Annotated in this window: 13 protein-coding genes; 4 read left to right on the forward strand and 9 right to left on the reverse strand. The window is 35.0% G+C overall.

Features of this window, described 5'->3' with window-relative positions; all coding sequences use genetic code 11:
• Nucleotides 1–160: 160 nt before the first annotated feature.
• The gene (locus tag P2W65_RS04140; protein ID WP_289663704.1) at nt 161–5,197 is read left to right on the forward strand and encodes a DUF8693 domain-containing protein; all 5,037 of its coding nucleotides are present in this window, start codon (nt 161–163) and stop codon (nt 5,195–5,197) included.
• Between the two features lie 135 nt (nt 5,198–5,332).
• Complete coding sequence (locus P2W65_RS04145; protein ID WP_289663705.1) at nt 5,333–8,422, forward strand: DUF8693 domain-containing protein; 3,090 nt, start codon at nt 5,333–5,335, stop codon at nt 8,420–8,422.
• Between the two features lie 60 nt (nt 8,423–8,482).
• On the opposite strand, the gene P2W65_RS04150 is transcribed toward P2W65_RS04145, so the two are convergent.
• The 4 genes from P2W65_RS04150 to P2W65_RS04165 all read right to left on the reverse strand — a co-directional run bounded on the left by P2W65_RS04150 (nt 8,483) and on the right by P2W65_RS04165 (nt 10,735).
• The gene (locus P2W65_RS04150) at nt 8,483–9,097 is read right to left on the reverse strand and encodes a hypothetical protein (protein WP_289663707.1); all 615 of its coding nucleotides are present in this window, start codon (nt 9,095–9,097) and stop codon (nt 8,483–8,485) included.
• Nucleotides 9,087–9,518, reverse strand: coding sequence for an RNA polymerase sigma factor (locus P2W65_RS04155; protein WP_434783357.1), 432 nt, complete (start codon nt 9,516–9,518; stop codon nt 9,087–9,089). The genes P2W65_RS04150 and P2W65_RS04155 overlap by 11 nt, the downstream gene beginning before the upstream one ends.
• A gap of 79 nt (nt 9,519–9,597) precedes the next feature.
• Nucleotides 9,598–10,461: a TraB/GumN family protein gene (locus P2W65_RS04160; RefSeq protein ID WP_289663709.1), complete on the reverse strand. Its 864-nt coding sequence runs from the start codon at nt 10,459–10,461 to the stop codon at nt 9,598–9,600.
• A 79-nt stretch (nt 10,462–10,540) separates the two neighbouring features.
• Complete coding sequence (locus P2W65_RS04165; RefSeq protein ID WP_289663710.1) at nt 10,541–10,735, reverse strand: hypothetical protein; 195 nt, start codon at nt 10,733–10,735, stop codon at nt 10,541–10,543.
• A gap of 448 nt (nt 10,736–11,183) precedes the next feature.
• Here P2W65_RS04165 and P2W65_RS04170 point away from each other — a divergent pair, with 448 nt between their 5' ends.
• Complete coding sequence (locus P2W65_RS04170) at nt 11,184–12,011, forward strand: DUF2975 domain-containing protein (protein ID WP_289663711.1); 828 nt, start codon at nt 11,184–11,186, stop codon at nt 12,009–12,011.
• Nucleotides 12,012–12,014: 3 nt separating this feature from the next.
• Nucleotides 12,015–12,227, forward strand: coding sequence for a helix-turn-helix domain-containing protein (locus P2W65_RS04175; protein WP_289663712.1), 213 nt, complete (start codon nt 12,015–12,017; stop codon nt 12,225–12,227).
• Between the two features lie 73 nt (nt 12,228–12,300).
• On the opposite strand, the gene P2W65_RS04180 is transcribed toward P2W65_RS04175, so the two are convergent.
• From P2W65_RS04180 to P2W65_RS04200, 5 genes are all read right to left on the reverse strand, one after another.
• Nucleotides 12,301–12,939, reverse strand: a complete 639-nt coding sequence (locus tag P2W65_RS04180) for an NAD(P)-dependent oxidoreductase (RefSeq protein ID WP_289663713.1) — start codon at nt 12,937–12,939, stop codon at nt 12,301–12,303.
• Between the two features lie 189 nt (nt 12,940–13,128).
• Complete coding sequence (locus P2W65_RS04185) at nt 13,129–13,410, reverse strand: FoF1 ATP synthase subunit delta/epsilon (RefSeq protein WP_109191010.1); 282 nt, start codon at nt 13,408–13,410, stop codon at nt 13,129–13,131.
• Nucleotides 13,411–13,492: 82 nt separating this feature from the next.
• The gene (atpD, locus tag P2W65_RS04190) at nt 13,493–15,004 is read right to left on the reverse strand and encodes a F0F1 ATP synthase subunit beta (protein WP_289663714.1); all 1,512 of its coding nucleotides are present in this window, start codon (nt 15,002–15,004) and stop codon (nt 13,493–13,495) included.
• A 235-nt stretch (nt 15,005–15,239) separates the two neighbouring features.
• Nucleotides 15,240–16,811: an SGNH/GDSL hydrolase family protein gene (locus tag P2W65_RS04195; RefSeq protein WP_289663715.1), complete on the reverse strand. Its 1,572-nt coding sequence runs from the start codon at nt 16,809–16,811 to the stop codon at nt 15,240–15,242.
• A gap of 51 nt (nt 16,812–16,862) precedes the next feature.
• On the reverse strand, nt 16,863–19,652 hold the full coding sequence (locus tag P2W65_RS04200; RefSeq protein ID WP_289663716.1) for a TonB-dependent receptor: 2,790 nt from the start codon (nt 19,650–19,652) through the stop codon (nt 16,863–16,865).
• Between the last annotated feature and the right edge of the window lie 72 nt (nt 19,653–19,724).

The raw sequence follows: 19,724 nt of genomic DNA on the forward strand, positions 1-19,724 counted from the left end.
ACATTAAAATTTTTAATGTAGTTCGTCGAGTATTTTAACAACTCATCGAAAAACTCCCCATTCTAAAAACCTTACCAATTTCCAGCTCGTAGATGTGTTTATATTTGCGCGGGCACAAATTATTATGCCAGCATAACAAACTGATAGAAAAACATCTAGTATGAAAAAAACTCTACTTTTATTTTTGTTTTTATTGCCTTTTTTAGGGATTGCCCAAAGCGATCTTGTTACTTGGGATAATGCACATTCTTTAGATGCCCATGTTTTAGCATCTCCCTCACAAGTAGCTTCATCACCTATGACTGGAAGCAATCTTCAAATCATAGATTATGTAGGATTTTCTGGCTCACACTGGCCGGCAGGAAGTTTTTATGATCCTTCGAAGTATATTCAAATTTCTATTAAAGCACAAACTGGCTACAAGATTGATTTATCTTCTTTAAAATATGCCTATTATCCTTATGATGGGGGACAGGGATGTCGAAAATATCAAGTAAGATATTCTAAAAATTCTTCATTTCCTTCGGGCGGAACATTATTATTAGACAATCAAAACCCTTCTTTAAGTGGAAAAAACAATGTCACTCTTAATTTTCCTGTTGGAGTAACTTTACTTCCAGAGGAGACTCTTTACATACGTTTTTATGGGTATGATGTAGGAAATGTTTCTTGGCAGGATTCAAGATGGGGATTAGTAAACTTAAGTACATACGAAGGCGGAACATATAATCTTCCAACAATACGAGGCACTGCTTTAGTTTACAATCCTACTTTAACTGCTAACAATGACACAGGAACAAGTGTACAAAATAATTTTACTGTTGTCAATGTTTTAGCAAATGACCTTCAGGCGACTAATCCTATCAATTCTGTAACAATCCAATCTCAATCAGCAAACGGAACAGCGGTTGTAACTTCAGACAATAGAATAAAATTTACTCCTGCTACTGGTTTTACAGGAGCAACTTCTTTTACATACACTATTGGAGACGGGACAAGCACATCAACAGCAACGGTAAATATTACTGTTACTGCACCTTCAATCGATGATTTGGTAAAATGGAATGGCCCAGATTCAGGAGCACCAACTATTATGGCTCCAACGACAGCTGTTGCAGGAGATCCTATGACTCCAGGTTCTGGTTCAATTTTAGAATTTCCAGCTAATGAAGGTTTTAAAGGATATCAATGGCCGACTCAATTTAGTATCGACGAATCAAAGTATTTTCAAGTTACCACTTCTGCACTAACAGGATATAAAATTAAACTGGATAAATTCAACTTTACCTATACTCCTGATTCAAATCATTATGTAGCAAGATATCAAGTAAGGTATTCTAAAGATAATTTTGCAACGAGTTTCTTGCTGCTAGATGAAGCAACAAGTACTGGTACCACAAATAAGTCTTTAGATTTATCAAATATAACTTTGTATCCTAACGAAAAAATAACACTTCGTATTTACGGTTATAAACTAAAACCAAATTCATTTGATGGCTCACCAATATTTTTAGCTAATATCAATACTAAAGGTTCAGGAACAACTCCAACAATTAGAGGAACTGTTTTAAATTATGATCCAACTGATTTAAATGCAAATGATGATCTTATTTCAACACAAGAAAAAAGAGCTGTTGCTTTTAATGCGCTAACAAATGATACAAATACTAGCGGTGCTGTAATCACTTTCACACAGCCAGCAGCATCAACAGGAACCGTTTCCTTAAACGGTAATATATTTACATTTACTCCTGCGGCTACGTTTAAAGGAACAACTTCGTTTACATACACATTAACAAATGGAACTAAATCTTCTACGGCAACTGTTTCAGTGTATGTTACAGATCTTAGTCCAAAATTAATCATCTGGAATGGTGCTGTACAAACTCCAAAAGCAGTTGTGACAGATCCAAACATAACAGGAAATGATCTTACTATTTCTCCTCAAGTAAATGGGTCAGGATTCAATATGGGCATTTATGACAACTATTTCAACATAACTAATGTTCAAAACAATGGTTCAACAACACTGGATCTAAATAGATATGTCCAAATGAGTGTTACGCCAAAAGCAAATTATAAATTGACACTTACACAGTTTAACTTTATCTATAACTCACCAGTAGGAAATGGAAATGAGGGAGCTTCTAAATACGAAGTTCACTATTCAACAGATCCTACTTTTCCAAACGGAGGAACGGTTCTTTTAGGCGCAACAACAGCTGTAAGAGGTGCTGATACACCTGTAACTTTAAATTTCCCGAGTGGAACAACTGTTTCTAGCAGTACAAATCAAACTTTTTACATTAGAATTTATCCTTATGCTGTAGCAGATTTATATAATGGTTATTTCAAAATAAAAAATGATTATGGTGGAGATGTTGGCCCAACACTTTCAGGTGTAGTCGAGCCTTCTAACTCCATAACGGCAGTTGCAGATTTTGCAAATACTGGTTCAAACACTGCTGTTGTAATTCCAGTTTTATCAAATGACTCCAATTACACACCTTTAGCTTCAATCACTGCTACACAGCCAGCTTCTGGTGGCACAGTTCAAGTTAATGGTACAACAAATATTACCTTTACTCCTACAGCAGGTTTTATAGGAACTTCAACATTTGAGTATACTATTTTTAACGGATTAAATTATTCAACTGCAACAGTAACTGTAAATGTAACTTGTCAAACTCCGGGAGATCAACTTGCCTTTGGACAAAATCAATGGATTGGTTATGTTTATAAACTGGCAAATAATGCCCAAATGCCACCTAATACTTCATATCCAGGATTACCAAGCGCTAGTGTTGGAACTTACATTGGAACTGTAACAGAAAACCAAAACTTTGACAGAAATGTTGGTAATGGTGCTGTTTCTGGTGCAACTGTAAATTTTGGCTGCGAAACGGCTCCTACAGATCGTTTCTTGGTTCGTTATAAAATGAAAGCTACTATTACTGAAGCTGGCTTATACAATTTTGATCTTGGAAGTGATGACGGAATTAGACTCTATATAGACAATGCAGCTGCTCCTCTTATTACAAGATGGAATGGACATGGCTATACTACAGATTATGCTACACAAAATTTAACTGCAGGGGAACATGAATTTGTACTTGAATACTATGAAGACGGCGGTGCATCGAGAGTTTCTTTCTTTTTTGGTCTTCCAAAAGGAAATCCTACTGAATATGGAGACAAAGTCTGGAATGTTTACGGTTATGTAAATAATGATATCACTTTAGCCAATGTGAGATATGCTGGTTATTATGTTGATCCCAATCTAAATCCGTATTCAACTAGTTATTGGACTAGAGACAAATCTCCTTCTTCTGCTACAATTTGGCAGGGGTCACAGATACCAAACGATAACTTTACAGTTGTTTACAAACGTAAAGGTTTTGATTGCGGCCGTTATTTATTACAGCATAACAATCATGATGATGCTATTGAAATCTACATTGATAATCAATTGATATTTTCTGCAAATGGCTGGAACAATGCTTCATTCCCAATTAATAGCGGAAAACTTTACGCTCTAAACAGCAACTCTCTAGTAGAAATTCGTTTAAGAGAAGACGGCGGAGATGCTAATCTTGGTATTAATTTTGTAAAAACCAATGTTACTTACACTAATGGACAAGGCGATGAAGCGGGCAGTAATCTTGTAGTTAATGGCTCTTCAACCTTAAGTTCTGATCTTACGGTTTGTTCTTGTACTGTTAATCCTAATACTACTTTAACAGTTCCAAAAGATATTACTCTTACTGTAGATGAAGCGATTACTGTTGGAACTGGAGGTAAATTACTTATTCTTGATGGCGGATCCTTTTTACAGACAAGCACAAGCGAAACAATGTTTACAGGAGATGTAACAAGTGCATTTGAAATTCAGAGAAAAATTTCTGTCCGTCGTTACGATTTAACTTACTGGTCAATGCCTGTTACCCACCCTGGTTTCAATATGCATCAATTGTCACCGGATACTTTAGGAGATAAATATTATTATTATGACCCTAGTGGCGGCTGGACGATTGACTACAACGGAATAACTCCGATGCAGAGAGGAAAAGGATACAGCGTTCGAGCTCCACAATCTTATGACATCAATAATAAAACTGATTTTCTTGGAGTGTTTACAGGTACTCCTAATAACGGAGATATCTCTGCGCCCGTTGTTAGCGGCAAATGGAATTTAATCGGAAATCCTTATCCATCTGCAATAGATGCTGATCAATTTCTTGATGATAATTTAGGTGTTGGTTCACTTTATTTCTGGGCGCATGTAAATCTTCCAATTAAGTCTACTACAGATCAATATTTATATTATAAAGATGATTTTGTAGTGTATAACAGCTTGGGAGGTACAACAACTGGTGACTCAAATGCTTTTAAAGGATCTATTGCCTCTGCTCAAGGATTTATTGTAAAAGCACCTACTGCAACAATAAACTTTAATAACGGCCAGCGTCAAAAAGCAAAAAACACTCAGTTCTACAAAACTGCTAAATCAAGTATTGAAAGAAACCGCGTTTGGCTGAATTTCACCAATTCTGCTGGAACATTCAAGCAGATTTTGGTAGGTTATGCTACTGGAGCAACCAACACAACCGATGTAAATTTTGATGCCGTTTCAATGGGATCTAATCCCGATGTAGATTTTTATAGTATCAATAATTCTAAGAAACTAAGTATTCAAGGACGTGCACTGCCTTTTGTAAATAGTGACTTAGTACCGTTAGGATATATGCTTGCTGCTGCAGGAGATTACACCATTTCTATTGATCATGCAGATGGATTCTTTAACACTGGACAAGATATATTTTTAGAAGATAAAACAACTGGAAAAATAACTAATCTGCGTCTTGCAAATTATACATTCAACTCGGCCGCAGGTACATTCAACAGTCGTTTTGTGATTCGTTATACTAATTCCACATTAGGAACAGATGATTTCGAAAGTGCAGAAAATGGTCTTTTTGTTTCAGTTAAATCTAAAGTAATAAATGTAAATTCTTCTACTGAAAACATAAGTGAAGTTCAAATTTACAATATAGGAGGTCAATCTCTTTACACTAAAAACAAAATCGATTCTAAAGAATTACAGATTTCAAATTTACAATCTAGCAACCAAGTATTGTTAGTAAAAGTTACTTTAGAAAATGGCGCTGTAGTCACGAAAAAAATAATTTTCAACTGACACTAATGGAATAACAATCCAAATCCGGCATCTAATCAATGTCGGATTTTTTCATATTAAAAACAAAATAAATAGTATAAGGAATACCCAAAAAAACAACCCCATTATTAACCAATCTTAACCGCCAAAAACTTCATGAGCACAAAAAGGCCATCGAATTTTCGTTATTTATTATTAAAAAAAATTAGCATTCTCCTTTTTTTAATATCCTTAAAAATTACAGGTCAAAGCAATACTATTACCCGAATCCATACCGATTGGAACAGAAATGGATCTGGGCCTGGATACTGGACCTCTAACGCAGCAACTGCCTCAGGAAATCGCCCAACTACTGCTAACAATTTATTAGCATTTCAATGGAGAGGCAAAACTTTCTCAACGGGTGTAGATGATCCAAAGTTAACCGCAAATTCTGTTTCTTTTGACCCTCAACGATACAGAGCTTTAAAGATTCAAACTTTAGCCTCTAGCACTGAAACTTATTTTTTACAGGGTTCCATGATTGATGGATCAGCTTCTGGAACAACTTTAATGCCCGCTATAGCAGGAAGCAGCGCATCAGGTGCAGAACTTGCTGCCCGACTTACTGATGGAGAAAACGGATTAAGTTTAGGAACCGGTATTGCCAATATTGCCCGTGGTACTGCTGAGTTCAAAATAGGAACAAACAATTTAAACTTAGCTGGAATAAATGATGATATTCCGGATATATTAGTAACACAAGTTGCATCTCCTGGCGGAACAGCAGACATCTTCAAGTTTGTCGATGCTTCTGGTAATACAGTGGGTAATGAAATTTCTGTGAATTTCAGTTCTGTTACAGTAATTGGAACTTATAGTTTAGATCTATTTAGAGCGAGTAATGGAGCTCCAGCCTTTGTTCCAGGAGACAATCGAGAAATTAGAATGTTGGGTATTGAGACCAATTCGTTTGGAATTAATAGTGCAAATGCATCTCAAGTAGATCGTTTCGTGGTTGTTTTTTCTGGAAATTCAGATTGTGCATTCATTGCTGTAAATACTAAATCGCTAAAAATTGCCGAATTAAGCATGATTAAAAAAGCCACATTATCATCTTGTGGTAAAGCTGGCGATGTCATTACTTATAATTTTGATATTAAAAACACCGGAGAAGTACCTATTACCAATATCAGCGTTTCTGATCCTATGCCAGGAATGGTATTCTCAAGTAATTTTATTTCAAGTTTAGCAGTCGGTGCAACAGCTACTATAACTGCAACATATACTGTTACTGCCGATGATGTAACCGCAGGTCGAATAGTAAACTCAGCTACAGTGACCGGAACAGACCCTGCATTAAATATTGTAACAGATATCTCTGGAGATGATTATAGCAATAATATCCCAACCACAACAATTTTATTAGCGCCGCCTACAATAAGCGCTACCCACAATGCAACTTGTCCAACGTTAGGAAGTATCGATTTAAGCAATCTCCCTGCTTCGGGAACTTGGCAGATAACACAGACTGGTCATGCTAACGCTACTTATAACGGTACAGGATCTACTTTTAGCGTACCTAATCTGGCTGTTGGATCTTATTCATTTAGGGTAAGTATTGGTGGTTGCAATTCACCTGCAACATCCAGTGTGAGTGTAGGAGATGATTCTTCTACCACATGGAATGGATCAAGCTGGTCAAACGGCGTACCAGGACTAACACGAAGAGCTATAATAAACTCAGCAGCAACACAGCCTTTTACTGCCAATACTACAGCATGCTCTTTACTTATTAATGTTCCTAACGGTGCATCAGATCCAAATGTTATAATCCCAGAAGGTGTCACTTTAACGATTACTAATGAAGTAACTTCAAACGGAAAACTGGTTTTTGAAAGCGGTGCAAGTTTAGTGCAGACTACAAATGCCATAAACACAGGAGAGATTGTTTATAAAAGAAAAATCTCTGTACGCCGTTACGATTTAACCTACTGGTCAATGCCGGTGACCAGAACAGGTTTCAGCATGCATGAATTCTCTCCGGGCACTTTAGGAGATAAGTATTACACTTATGATCCTAGCGGCGGCTGGACAATTGACTACAACGGAATAACTCCGATGGTGATAGGAAAGGGATACAGCATCAGGGCTCCGCAGAATTACGATATCAATGTGAAAGCTGATTTTATTGGGACTTTTACAGGTATTCCAAATAACGGGAATATTCCGGCTGCTGTTGTAAGCGGCAAATGGAATTTAATCGGTAACCCTTATCCGTCAGCGATCAGCGCAGACAAGTTCACAGCGGATAATCCGGGTATCGGAGCGCTTTATTTCTGGGCACACGTAAATCTTCCAATCCAGTCTACTACAGATCAGTATTTATATTATAAAGATGATTTTGTAGTTTATAATAGTTTAGGCTCGACAACAACAGGCAGCTCAAATGCATTTCAGGGGTATATCGGCGCCACCCAGGGATTCATCGTGAAAGCTCCTGCGGCAACAGTAAACTTTAACAATGACCAGAGAAGAGCTTCCCATAACGGACAGTTTTACAAAACAGACCAGTCGGCAGCTGTGGAAAAAAACCGTGTATGGCTGAATTTCACCAATGCCTCAGGAACCTTCAAGCAGATTCTGGTTGGATATGCGACCGGGGCTACCAATACAACCGATATTGATTTTGATGCTGTATCTATGGGATCAAATCCTGATATTGATTTTTACAGTATCAACAATTCTAAAAAACTGAGCATCCAGGGGCGTGCGCTTCCTTTTGTGAACAGTGATTTAATACCATTAGGATATATGCTTTCAACAGCGGGAGATTATACTGTAGCTATTGACCACGCCGATGGATTATTCGGCAGCGGACAGGATGTATTCTTAGAAGATAAAACGACTGGAAAAATAACCAACCTTCGTCTGGCCGATTACACATTCAACTCGGCGGCAGGAACATTCAACAGCCGTTTTGTGCTTCGTTATACTAATACCACATTAGGAACCGATGATTTTGAAAATATTTCAGATGGAATAATCGTTTCGGTCAAAAATAAAATAGTGCGCATTTCTTCTTCAAAAGAATTAATTAATGATGTAACTATTTATAATATATTAGGTCAGGAAATTTTCAGTAAGAAAAAGATCAATAGTACTGATTTAGAAATTCCTAATTTGCAGACAGGAAATCAAGTTTTATTAGTAAAAACAGCGCTTCAAAACGGATATATTTCAACAAAAAAAATAATCAATCAATAGCTATTTAGATTATTCTCTACAATAAAAAACCCATCAATTATATGATGGGTTTTCTATTTTTTATTCTTCCTTTAATTCGTCAATTACTTTTCTAATCTCTTTGGCATATTTTCCATAAAATAATTTTACATGCCCTTCAGTCATAAACCACATCAAAATCATAAATGCAAATACTATCAATATAAAAATTGCAGCGACATACTCTTGATTTGAATTTAAGACAAGATTCAACAGTTTTCCAGATTTTTTACCCAAAGGCAATAAAAACATATAAAACAATCCAAAAGGAAAAAAACTATAACTAGCAGATTTATAGGTCTCCATAAACAACATTATATTATAGTATATTTCATATAAATTATCTTTAGTTGTTGCTGCAACATTTGTAAAATTTTTATAATAAATATATAATCGTATTGTAAATGCAACTGAGATTAGTATTGAAACTGCATACAGCAAATAGTAGGCAAGAAAAAAACCATAGTTCAAATCGATCAGTAACGGAACTACCCCGACAAAAATCAATGAAATTATTTGAACAATAAATTCTTTTTTTAAATTCTTTTTAATTTTATCCAAAGGTGTATTCACCGAATTAATTTTTTCTAAATTATCAGGAAGAACAACATCATTCTTTTCGTTATTCCATGCGTTTTGTATATCGTTAAAATCCATATCCTTGATTTTTAATTATTTCTTTTAGTTTTTCTTTTGCTCTGTTTAATTTTACTCTGGCATTCCCTTCAGAAATCCCAAGATTTTCGCCAATTTCTTTATGGGAGAAACCTTCCAATTGATAAAAAATAATGGCTTTATCAATTTTTTCGAGCTTTTGAACCGCTTTATAAAAATGATCCAGCTGGCTTTCTTTTATATGCGAATCCCCCTCATCATCTTTAATATTCTCCGAAGCAATTTCGTATTTGTCCACCTTTCGTTTTTCTTTTCGCAGGAAAACAATCGCTGTATTAACAGCCACACGATACATCCAAGTCGAAAACTGGCTTTCGTTTCGAAATGTTTCATACGATTTCCAAAGCTGGCAGACAATTTCCTGAAACAGATCCTGCTGATCGTCATGATTGTCCATGTACATTTTCGAGACCTTGTACAAAATACCTTTGTGACTTTCTATCCGGTTTAAAAACTCTTTTTCTTTCTCTTTCAAAATAGTTCTAATTCATTATTGGTTTTACAATATACCCTGTTTTTCTTAACAAATTAATAACTCCTTCATCTCCTGCCAAATGTCCTGATCCAACTGCCACAAATAAACTTTCATTTTTCATTAGTCCAGACATTTTATTAACCCAATTTTTATTTCTATCATCAAGTATCCACTTTTTAGCAACTTTACTCATTGCATTTTCTCCTGCTATATCGCCGTAAAGATTAAGCAAGTTTTCATTCTTATAATCCTGAATCATTTTCTTGGTTTCTTCTTTGCTTAAATTGTTAAGCATTGCAATCAGTTCAGAATCGGAATAAGCATTTGACAACATACTAATTTGGCTTTTTACCGTTTCAAAACCCATAATACTTTTATCTTCGTTTTTTGCCATCTCCATAAAATCCGATTCATATGATTTTAAAGTTTCGCAATCAAATGTTTTCATCGAAATTAAACTCATTACTGTTGCCAAACTGTAATTATCAACTTGCTGCGCTTTTAACCCTGTAGATTTTTGTAAAATCGCATCTAATTTTGAGAATTGTTCTGGCGCTAATTTTTTACTTAAAGGCACTGAAGATACTGCTAAATTTTGAGCATCTGTAAGTTCATTTGGGTCAGAAAAATTGATTTCCACAATTAATTTTTCTGATTTTTGAAATGCTTTCTTCGTTTTTTCTGATAAAAAATAATCTGTTGGACAAATAGAATGAATTGTTCCATATAAGTAAGATGGTTTTGTTAATCCGTTTCCTGAGACTTCCCATAAAAGAGAATTTTCAAGTTTCGTTGTTTTTTTCTGTGCCTCTACTGTTCCACTAAAAACTAAGGCGATTGCTGCGATTGCTGATGTAAATAAGTTTTTCATTTTGATTATTGATTTTGATTGATAATGATTAATTATTTGATTGACTATTTTGATTTGATTGATGATTGAACACGATTTCTTATTTGTTGTATTTCTTTCTCTGCCAAGAAGCCATTGAAGCAACGAACAAACAGATCATAATAAGAAGCAGCTCTTTATTTGGTTTGTCTAAAATAAATTGATTCATTAGAGAATATCCTAATCCCGCAGAAGCTAAAAAGATAAATACAAAATTGAATATTTTTTCGCTGGTTGAAATTGATGTTGTTTTCATAATTGTTTTTGATTTATTTGATTACGACTCGTAAGTGAACAAACAATCAAAACGTTACAAAAAAAATTAAACTTTTTTTTAAAACCCTGTAAAATCAATACTTGAGAGAGAAAAAAATTTTTAAATCAATAAAAAATCTAAAAAAATAGAAATTAAAAATAGTAAAGACAGTGCTTTATTGCTTCATTCTTTACCATAACCTCTTTTTCCAATAATAGAGCTTCAAAAACAACAAAGCTATCAAGTTATATAGTTAACTATAAATCAAAGTCTAAAATCAGCCATTACTATCCAATTCCACAATATATTCTCTGTTCAATTCTAATCGAAATCATATTTACATTTTTTTTAATAGCTAAGAGGAACTTAAAAATATTGTTTTTTAATTATTTATTATTGTTTTTCGATAATTTTAATATATTTACATCCTATTAAAATTTAAAGCGTTATGAAAAACAACAACAAATTAGTTACTGTACTTTATATTATCTCGCGATTAAGTTTTCGCGTTTGCCAGCTTTCTTTACTATTTGCCTTAATTTTTGAATGTATTCCAGATGGCAATTTAGGAAGCTATAGCCCCACAGTGCATCATTCAAGAGGATACCAAATAAAAACCCAAATACAATTAACTATTCCAGACACCACTATTATTTACAAAGACAAAGGGATGTTTGGATTAACTTCAAAATCAAAGAATTCAGAATTCAATGGTACTTTTAACGGAATAAAAAACGATAAGAAACTAGAAAAAAACTATCAGATCAATAATTTTGAGGTTTATAATTTCAACAATGAAGATTATAAAATTAAAAAGGAATTTTACAATATAGATCCTCAAGCTTCAGATAATTTAAATGTCATTATTAATCCCAAAAATTACTTTTTTAAAGCTATTTTATTTGCACAAACCTATTTGTCATTGCTTTTAGCATTATTTATCAGCTATCAGCTTATGAGGTTGTTTAAACAGCTAAGAACTAACTTTGCATTTGACCAATTACTAAACAAGAGAATTCGAAACATAGGATATTCGTTTATAGCATTTCAAATTATCACCATCTTGATCAGCAAAATAATAACTCAATATTTATCAACTATAAGATATTATCATTACATTCCATCAATTGGAAATTCAGAATTTCATTTTATGAGTCTCAGCACTTATGTTGAGTACAACTGGCAAATGCTTTTTCTAGGCCTTTGTTTAATAGTTTTGGCAAAATTATTAAGCTATGGATATGATCTTCAAAACGAAAACGAATTAACAATATAAATTATGCCCATCATTGTAAATCTTGACGTAATGCTTGCTAAAAGAAAAATGCGATCCAATGAATTAGCAGAACGGATCGGCATTACAACGGCAAATCTTTCTATTTTGAAAACTGGAAAAGCAAAAGCGATTCGGTTTTCAACTTTAGAGCTGATCTGTGAAATTCTAGAATGTCAGCCCGGAGATATTATGGAATATGTAAAGGAAGACGAATAGGCAATTGCTTTCTTCATTTCAATTAAAAAACAAACAGCGGATCAATTCGATCCGCTGCCTTTAAATTAACTCTTTATAGATTACTAATAAATGGCGATTTTCTACTGTATTTAGATTCCATCATTTCTTTAATCATAAACTTTGAAATATCTAAAGCAGTAATTCTATCTCCTATACAATCTTCCAGATTAACCTTTATTTCAGAACTATTGTCCGTAAATTCAATAAAAGGAACACGAACTTGTGTCCAATTGACATTGCTTTCTTCTAAAAGTCGATATGCTTTTTGACGATCTTCCTGAATAATTGGAAAATTAGATTTCATCCAATCTGTTGCCATAATCGTTTTTGGGCTTTTCTTATCAAAAGGAGTATCAATATTCAGGCCTGCCAGTAAAACATAGCGATCAATTCCGAATTCATTCATTGCTTTCAAAATATGATTGGTTACTTCACTTGCCACTAAAGGTTCGTCTTTTCTTTGACCGATAGTACTCAAAACAGCATCGGAATCTTTTAATAACGATTTTATGTTTTCAAAATGGAGAGCATCCCCTTTGATGATTTCAATTTTATCATTCTCTATTTCGATTTTTTCAGGGTTTCTAAGCAGAAGTTTTATACTAAATCCCTCCATTAATAACTGGTTTACAATATAATTTCCAGTTTTTCCACCACCGCCAAGAACAGCGATTTTTGATTTACTTTTCATAAGTATTCTTCATAAAATTTGACATAAATAAGTTGCGCTTTATCAAACTAATAAAGCGAAAAGACAAAAGCTTACTGAGCTTTTATCACTGTATCAATATTTTATAAAGAGATTTTAATACTTCAAAAATAGAAAAATAAAAAAAGCCAGACAAATACTGTCTGGCTTTTAACTTATTCTAAAACTGTCTTAATCAACTAAAACAATTATTTTATTGTTTTTCATTTCGATAGTTCCTGACTTAATCTCTAAAGTATAGGTTTGGTCATTTACTTTCGTGAATTGATCCGCTGCTTCCTTAGAAAAACTGAAGCTTGGAGCTGCAATTTTAATTGTTCCTTTTTCTAAGATAGAAACAATCGGCGCGTGATGATTCAAAATCTGAAAGCTTCCATCAACTCCTGGCAAAGTAACCGAAGTTACTTCTCCTGAAAATAATTTAGCTTCTGGTGATACTATTTCTAAAATCATATTTTTTAAGTTAGAAGTTATTTGTTAAAAGTTAAAAGTTACGAAACGTATAACCTTTAACTTCTAACTTTTAACTTTATTTTTATGCTTCAGCTAACATTTTCTCTCCAGCTTCAATTGCATCTTGAATAGATCCTTTCAAGTTGAAAGCTGCTTCTGGAAGGTGGTCTAACTCACCATCGATAATCATGTTAAATCCTTTGATAGTATCTTTAATATCAACTAATACACCTGGGATACCTGTAAACTGCTCCGCAACGTGGAATGGCTGAGACAAGAAACGTTGTACACGACGTGCTCTAGAAACAGATAATTTATCTTCTTCAGATAACTCTTCCATACCAAGAATCGCGATAATATCTTGTAATTGTTTGTATTTTTGAAGAATTTCTTTAACTCTTTGTGCACAGTTGTAATGCTCATCACCTAAAATATGAGGAGTCAAAATTCTTGAAGTAGAATCTAACGGGTCAACCGCTGGATAGATACCTAACTCAGCAATTTTACGAGACAATACAGTTGTAGCATCTAAGTGCGCGAAAGTTGTAGCCGGCGCCGGGTCAGTTAAGTCATCCGCAGGAACGTAAACCGCCTGTACAGATGTAATAGATCCTTTATTTGTAGATGTAATACGCTCTTGCATTGCACCCATCTCAGTTGCTAATGTTGGTTGGTAACCTACCGCAGATGGCATACGTCCTAAAAGTGCTGATACCTCAGAACCTGCTTGAGTAAAACGGAAGATGTTATCAACGAAGAATAATACATCTTTTCCTTGATCAGATCCAGCTCCATCACGGAAATACTCAGCGATAGATAATCCTGAAAGTGCCACACGTGCACGAGCTCCAGGTGGCTCATTCATTTGTCCAAAAACGAAAGTAGCTTTAGACTCTCTCATTCCTGGCATATCTACTTTAGACAAATCCCATCCTCCATTTTCCATAGAGTGCATGAAATCTTCACCATATTTAATAATTCCTGACTCTAACATCTCACGAAGCAAGTCATTTCCTTCACGTGTTCTTTCACCTACTCCAGCGAATACTGAAAGTCCACCGTGACCTTTTGCAATATTGTTGATCAACTCCTGAATCAATACTGTTTTACCAACACCAGCACCACCGAACAATCCAATTTTACCTCCTTTTGCGTAAGGCTCGATCAAATCGATTACTTTGATACCTGTAAATAAAACTTCAGATGAAGTTGATAAATCTTCGAATTTTGGAGCTTGTCTGTGAATTGGCAAACCGTTTTCTCCAGTTTTTGGTAAATCACCTAAACCGTCAATGGCATCTCCAACAACATTAAATAAACGTCCATATACGTCTGGACCTATTGGCATTTGGATTGGATTTCCAGTTCCAACTACCTCATATCCTCTGCTTAAACCATCTGTTGAATCCATAGAAATGGTACGAACAGTGTTTTCACCAATATGAGATTGTACTTCTAGAACTAAAATAGTTCCATCTTTTTTAGTGACTTCTAGAGAATCATAAATTTTTGGAAGTTCAACATCTTTACCGTTGAAAACTACGTCTACTACTGGTCCAATGATTTGAGCAACTTTTCCTATTACTTTTGACATTACTTATGTATTTATTAAATAGCTATTTAGGTTTATCGAAAATACCTCTTTTTTCAGAGCGCAAAGATAATTTTTTAAAATATAAAATCAATTTTTTTTTCATAAAAAATAGCATGATTTTGTTTGATTCATAAAACTGACCCAAAAAATAACAAAAACAGCATTTTTTTTAATAAAAGAAAAAACCGCTTCATTTTATAAAATCAGCGGTTTATTCTACTAAAAAAAATATTTATTATGGCAGAGTAGCCGGATATTGGATTGGATAAATTCCTAAATCAACATGACGCAGTGTCGAACTATATTTCGCATTGATAGCATCTATAAAGATGTTAGCTATCAAACCATACCCTCTAGCACTTGGATGTACTCCATCTAAAGAAAAAGCACCACCTGTTGCAAAAGAAGAACTCATTGTAAAATTCCCAAACCTAATTCCTCCATTTGCCAATTGCGTTAAAGTTGCCTTCGTATCGACAAATGCCAATCCTTTTTCTTTAGCAACGGCTTCAATTGTCACATTATAAGCATCGGTCGCTTTTTTAACCTCTGCAATTTCAGTTGGAATTAATATATGTTTATCTTGTAGAGGATACGATATTCCAAATGCATTTAAAGGTGCCGGCGGAGCAATTCCAATTCCTGAATTTGCCGCTGTTGGAGCTGTACCAATATCTGCCCTGGTTGTCAACACTACTAAATCAGTAGATTTAGCTTGTCTAGCCTGTCCAAAAACAGCACCATAAAAAGCAGCGTTCTGCGCTCCTAATGTAGGTGTAAACGCAGCGGTTAATTGCGCAGATAAGTTAGTCAAAGTTTCATCTTTAATCAACAAAGGGCTTGCTCCTGTTTCAGAAAGCAGATTAATTCTATCACCAGCACTAAAAGCAGTAAGCGCTTGTTTCAACGGACCATACAACTGTGCATTAAGTGCTTTTATAGTCGCAACACCCACAGCTTCATTATTCTTCCCTATAACTTTAGCTGTTAAAGGATTATAAGGAACCGTTGTAAAATGAGGCAAAGCTGTAATGTATGGTAAATTTGCCACAACTCCTTTTGCTCCTTTTGCCGTTAAAGCAGTAACTAAATTACCGTATACTGATGCAAAAACCGATGGATCTGTAATATCATTACTTCCATAAGTAGCCGGATTTACATTTCCTGTTTGATCTTTTCCTGTTCCTCCAGAAGTTGCATATGCTAAAACATCATTTCCTCCAATAAACAAAGAGAAAAAAGTTGGATCCTGAGCCAGAGCATCAGCCAAAACGGTTGCTGAAGATGTACTGGCGAATCTTGCAAAATAAGGATTTGATGCACCAGCCGCAACACCAGCAACATTACCATAATTTGCAGCCACTAAGTGAAAACTTTTTGCTCCTGGAACACCTAAATTATTAAATGAACCTGTTAAATGAGCCGTAACTTCTGTAGTTGGTTTTCCTGTTACATTTACAGGCGTCTGAGTTGGACCATCAAAATACAAACGTGTACCAGCGATTACATTTCCCCCTAGCAATAAACCGCCAATATTATCGTTCATAAGTGGCTGTGTGAAAGCCCCTCCTCCAGCTGCAGCAAATTGCTGAGACAAAATATTTGGATAGGAATTCTCCTGTCCTTTTTTAAACAGTGCATTATCGCTATAACCAGCCGCAAAAGAGTCTCCTAAAGCAATATATTTTGTAAAAACTGCTGAGCCCGGAACAATTGGCACTTCAACAGGCGCATCATTATCATCATTATTACACGAAGCCATAATGGTTAAAGAAACCAAAAGCAGCCATTTTATATTTTTTTTCATCTTAATTCATTTTTAAATTATTACCACATTTCTCCTATCAATCAATTATCATTACGGATTAATTGTCCAAGAAGCAAACCACATCTGACCAATCATACCTGCTCCAATTACCTGAAGATAATCAGATCCAAAAAGATTTGTTGCTCCTACTTTAATAACCGATTTTAATTTTGGAAGAGCATAATTTATCTGAGCATCAAGAACTGTATTTTCAGGAATCATACCATCTCCAAAAGAAGACTCCCATAAGTACTCAGAATTCCATCTCACATTAACATTGAAACCTAAGTTTTTAATCACTTTTGCATTTCCTAAAGAAGCTTTAATTCTATGTTTTGGCGTATTGAAACCCGCAACGAAATCTGGATCATCTTCCTGATTGAAATTAAATTGGGCATAATTATAATTCGCTCCTACCTCAAAATCTTTATAAACTTTCTTAGACAGACCTACTCCAAAACCAAAAGAAGAAATCTGAGCCGTTGTATTAGTATAAACCTGATACACTCTTCTATCACCAAACGCCAATGCTTGATAACTCTGCTGCACTGCAGGATTTGTCGGATCTGTCCCAACTGTTCCATAGTAAGGAGAAATAACTCTTGCCGTATTCATAAAGTCATTATAAATATTATAATAAGCATTTAAATCTACTGATAAATCATTTTGAACCACAGTACGATATCCCGCTTCAAAAGCTTGAACCTGCTCTGGTTTTACCAAACCAATATCAGCAACTTGAAGACTAGCCGGATTAGAAGAAGCCGCAAAAGCCTGAACCGAAGCTACTGTATAAGCATTACGATAAGCATTTTGTCCAGACATTCCAATAGTCGCTGGCTGTCCTGCCGCCTGTCCTGCCGCACTAACATTTACTGTTTCTTGAAAACGATCTAAATTCTCAGGTGCAGACCCAATCAATGCAAAAGGACCTAAATCTAAACCAATATATTGATCTTGTGTAGTTGGATTGCGGAAACCTGTCTGATAAGACAACCTGAAATTATGATTTTTTGAAGCTCCTGCAGAATACACAAAAGACACTCTTGGCGAAATATTTCCATCAAAATTCTGGCTTTTATCATAACGCAAAGATCCTGTAAACTTTAATCTGTCGTCTAAGAATTTTTTCTGCAACTGTGCATACGCACCGTATTCTTTATATTCAATTGGCCCATCATAATCTGTAAAAATGGTTCCCTCAGAATCCATTACATATTTTCTCCAAGAACCTCCAACTTGAACTTCTGCCCATTTTATTACATCTCTAAAATTATAATTCACATCTGAATGATATAATTTGGAATGGTCGATAAATTTAGCACCTTGTGTCAAATCAGGATTTGCTACTACATTACTTAAAGCATTATTAAATTGCGCAGAGCCCGGCTCAAATCTTGCTGAACCTGTTGGTTTTGGAATAAAAGAAATCTGCGCAGGCAGTACGTTATAATCTGCAAAGTTTCTTGCTATAGCAGCAGATTCATTAGCATTAGTTCCCATAACCGCACCAGCATACTGATATGCCGTTGCATAATTCGTAAACCATTCTTGATCTGATTTTGCTGCTCTGTTCACATTCCACGCCGCAAATCTCATATCGTAAGAATTACCTGCATCTTCACTTGTAAAATACACTCGCCCAAAAAAGTTTTTCCCCTTTACTTCAAACTTTCCTTGCTGCATTAAGAAATCTTTCAAAGCATATCTATTTGCTCCCTGATAAATAGTACTTCCCGTACCTATCTTATATTGTAAAATAAATTCTGTGTCATTAGCCCAAGGTTTAATATGAGCACTAAAATCAGCTTTCATGCTCTGCACTTTATTATCTGTCAAGTCTTGCTCACGGTATCCTGTTCTACTCACCTGACCAACATTAGGAATAAAAGTAGTAACCTCGTCACCATAGATATTCAAACCGTCGTAATTTTGATTCATTGCATGTCCAACAGAACCCCCAGTCATACTTCTAGTATCATTCGCAATCCACTCGCTAGCTTCCATGTAAGTAAAATTAGCTTTCATTGCAAAATGTTTCGTGAAAGCTTTAGCTGCTCTAATTCCGAAATCATTATAATCATTTGTACCCGCAGCATTCTGACTAGTCTGACCATACTTATAATAAACACTTATTCCTTCATTAGTAAACGGACTTTTACTAGTCATAAACATAATTCCGTTAAAAGCATTTGCACCATAAAGAGCTGATGAAGCACCCGGAAGCAACTCCACACTAGCCACATCAATATCTGAAACACCAATAAGATTCCCTAAAACAAAATTCAACGCTGGAGAGGAGTTATCCATTCCATCCACCAACTGCATAAAACGAGTATTGGCAACAGTCGCAAAACCTCTAGTATTTACCGACTTGAAAGAAATACTGCTCGTATTGAAATTTACTTCTTTCAAGTTTTCTAATCCGTCATAGAAAGTGGCTGCCGTAGTATTTTTAATCTCCTGAAGCCCCATACGTTCGATAGTTACCGGCGACTCAATCACTCTTTCAGGTGTTCTTGAAGCCGAAACCACAATTTCATCCAATTTAGTTTCTTCATCTTTTAAAATTACATTCACTTTTTGATTTGCTGCAGTAACATTAATCGTTTTTGATTCAAATCCAATTGCGGAGATTTTAATAGAAAATGGCAGTTTAGAATTTGTGGTCAACTTAAATGATCCATCAAAATCAGTAGACGCGCCAGTGTTTTCTCCGACAACAACAACATTAGCGCCAGGAATAGATTGTTTGTTACCATCTGTAACCGAACCTGTAATTGTATTCTGCGCAAAAGACATTCCGCTGAACAACAACATAATTAGCAAGTAGACTCTCATTTGGGTTAGTTTTTTCGTTAGTATATATAGCCAAAATAAGCAAATATTTTAATATGTATAAAAAAACGTTAA

The organism is Flavobacterium panacagri (assembly GCF_030378165.1).
Lineage (GTDB): Bacteria > Bacteroidota > Bacteroidia > Flavobacteriales > Flavobacteriaceae > Flavobacterium > Flavobacterium panacagri.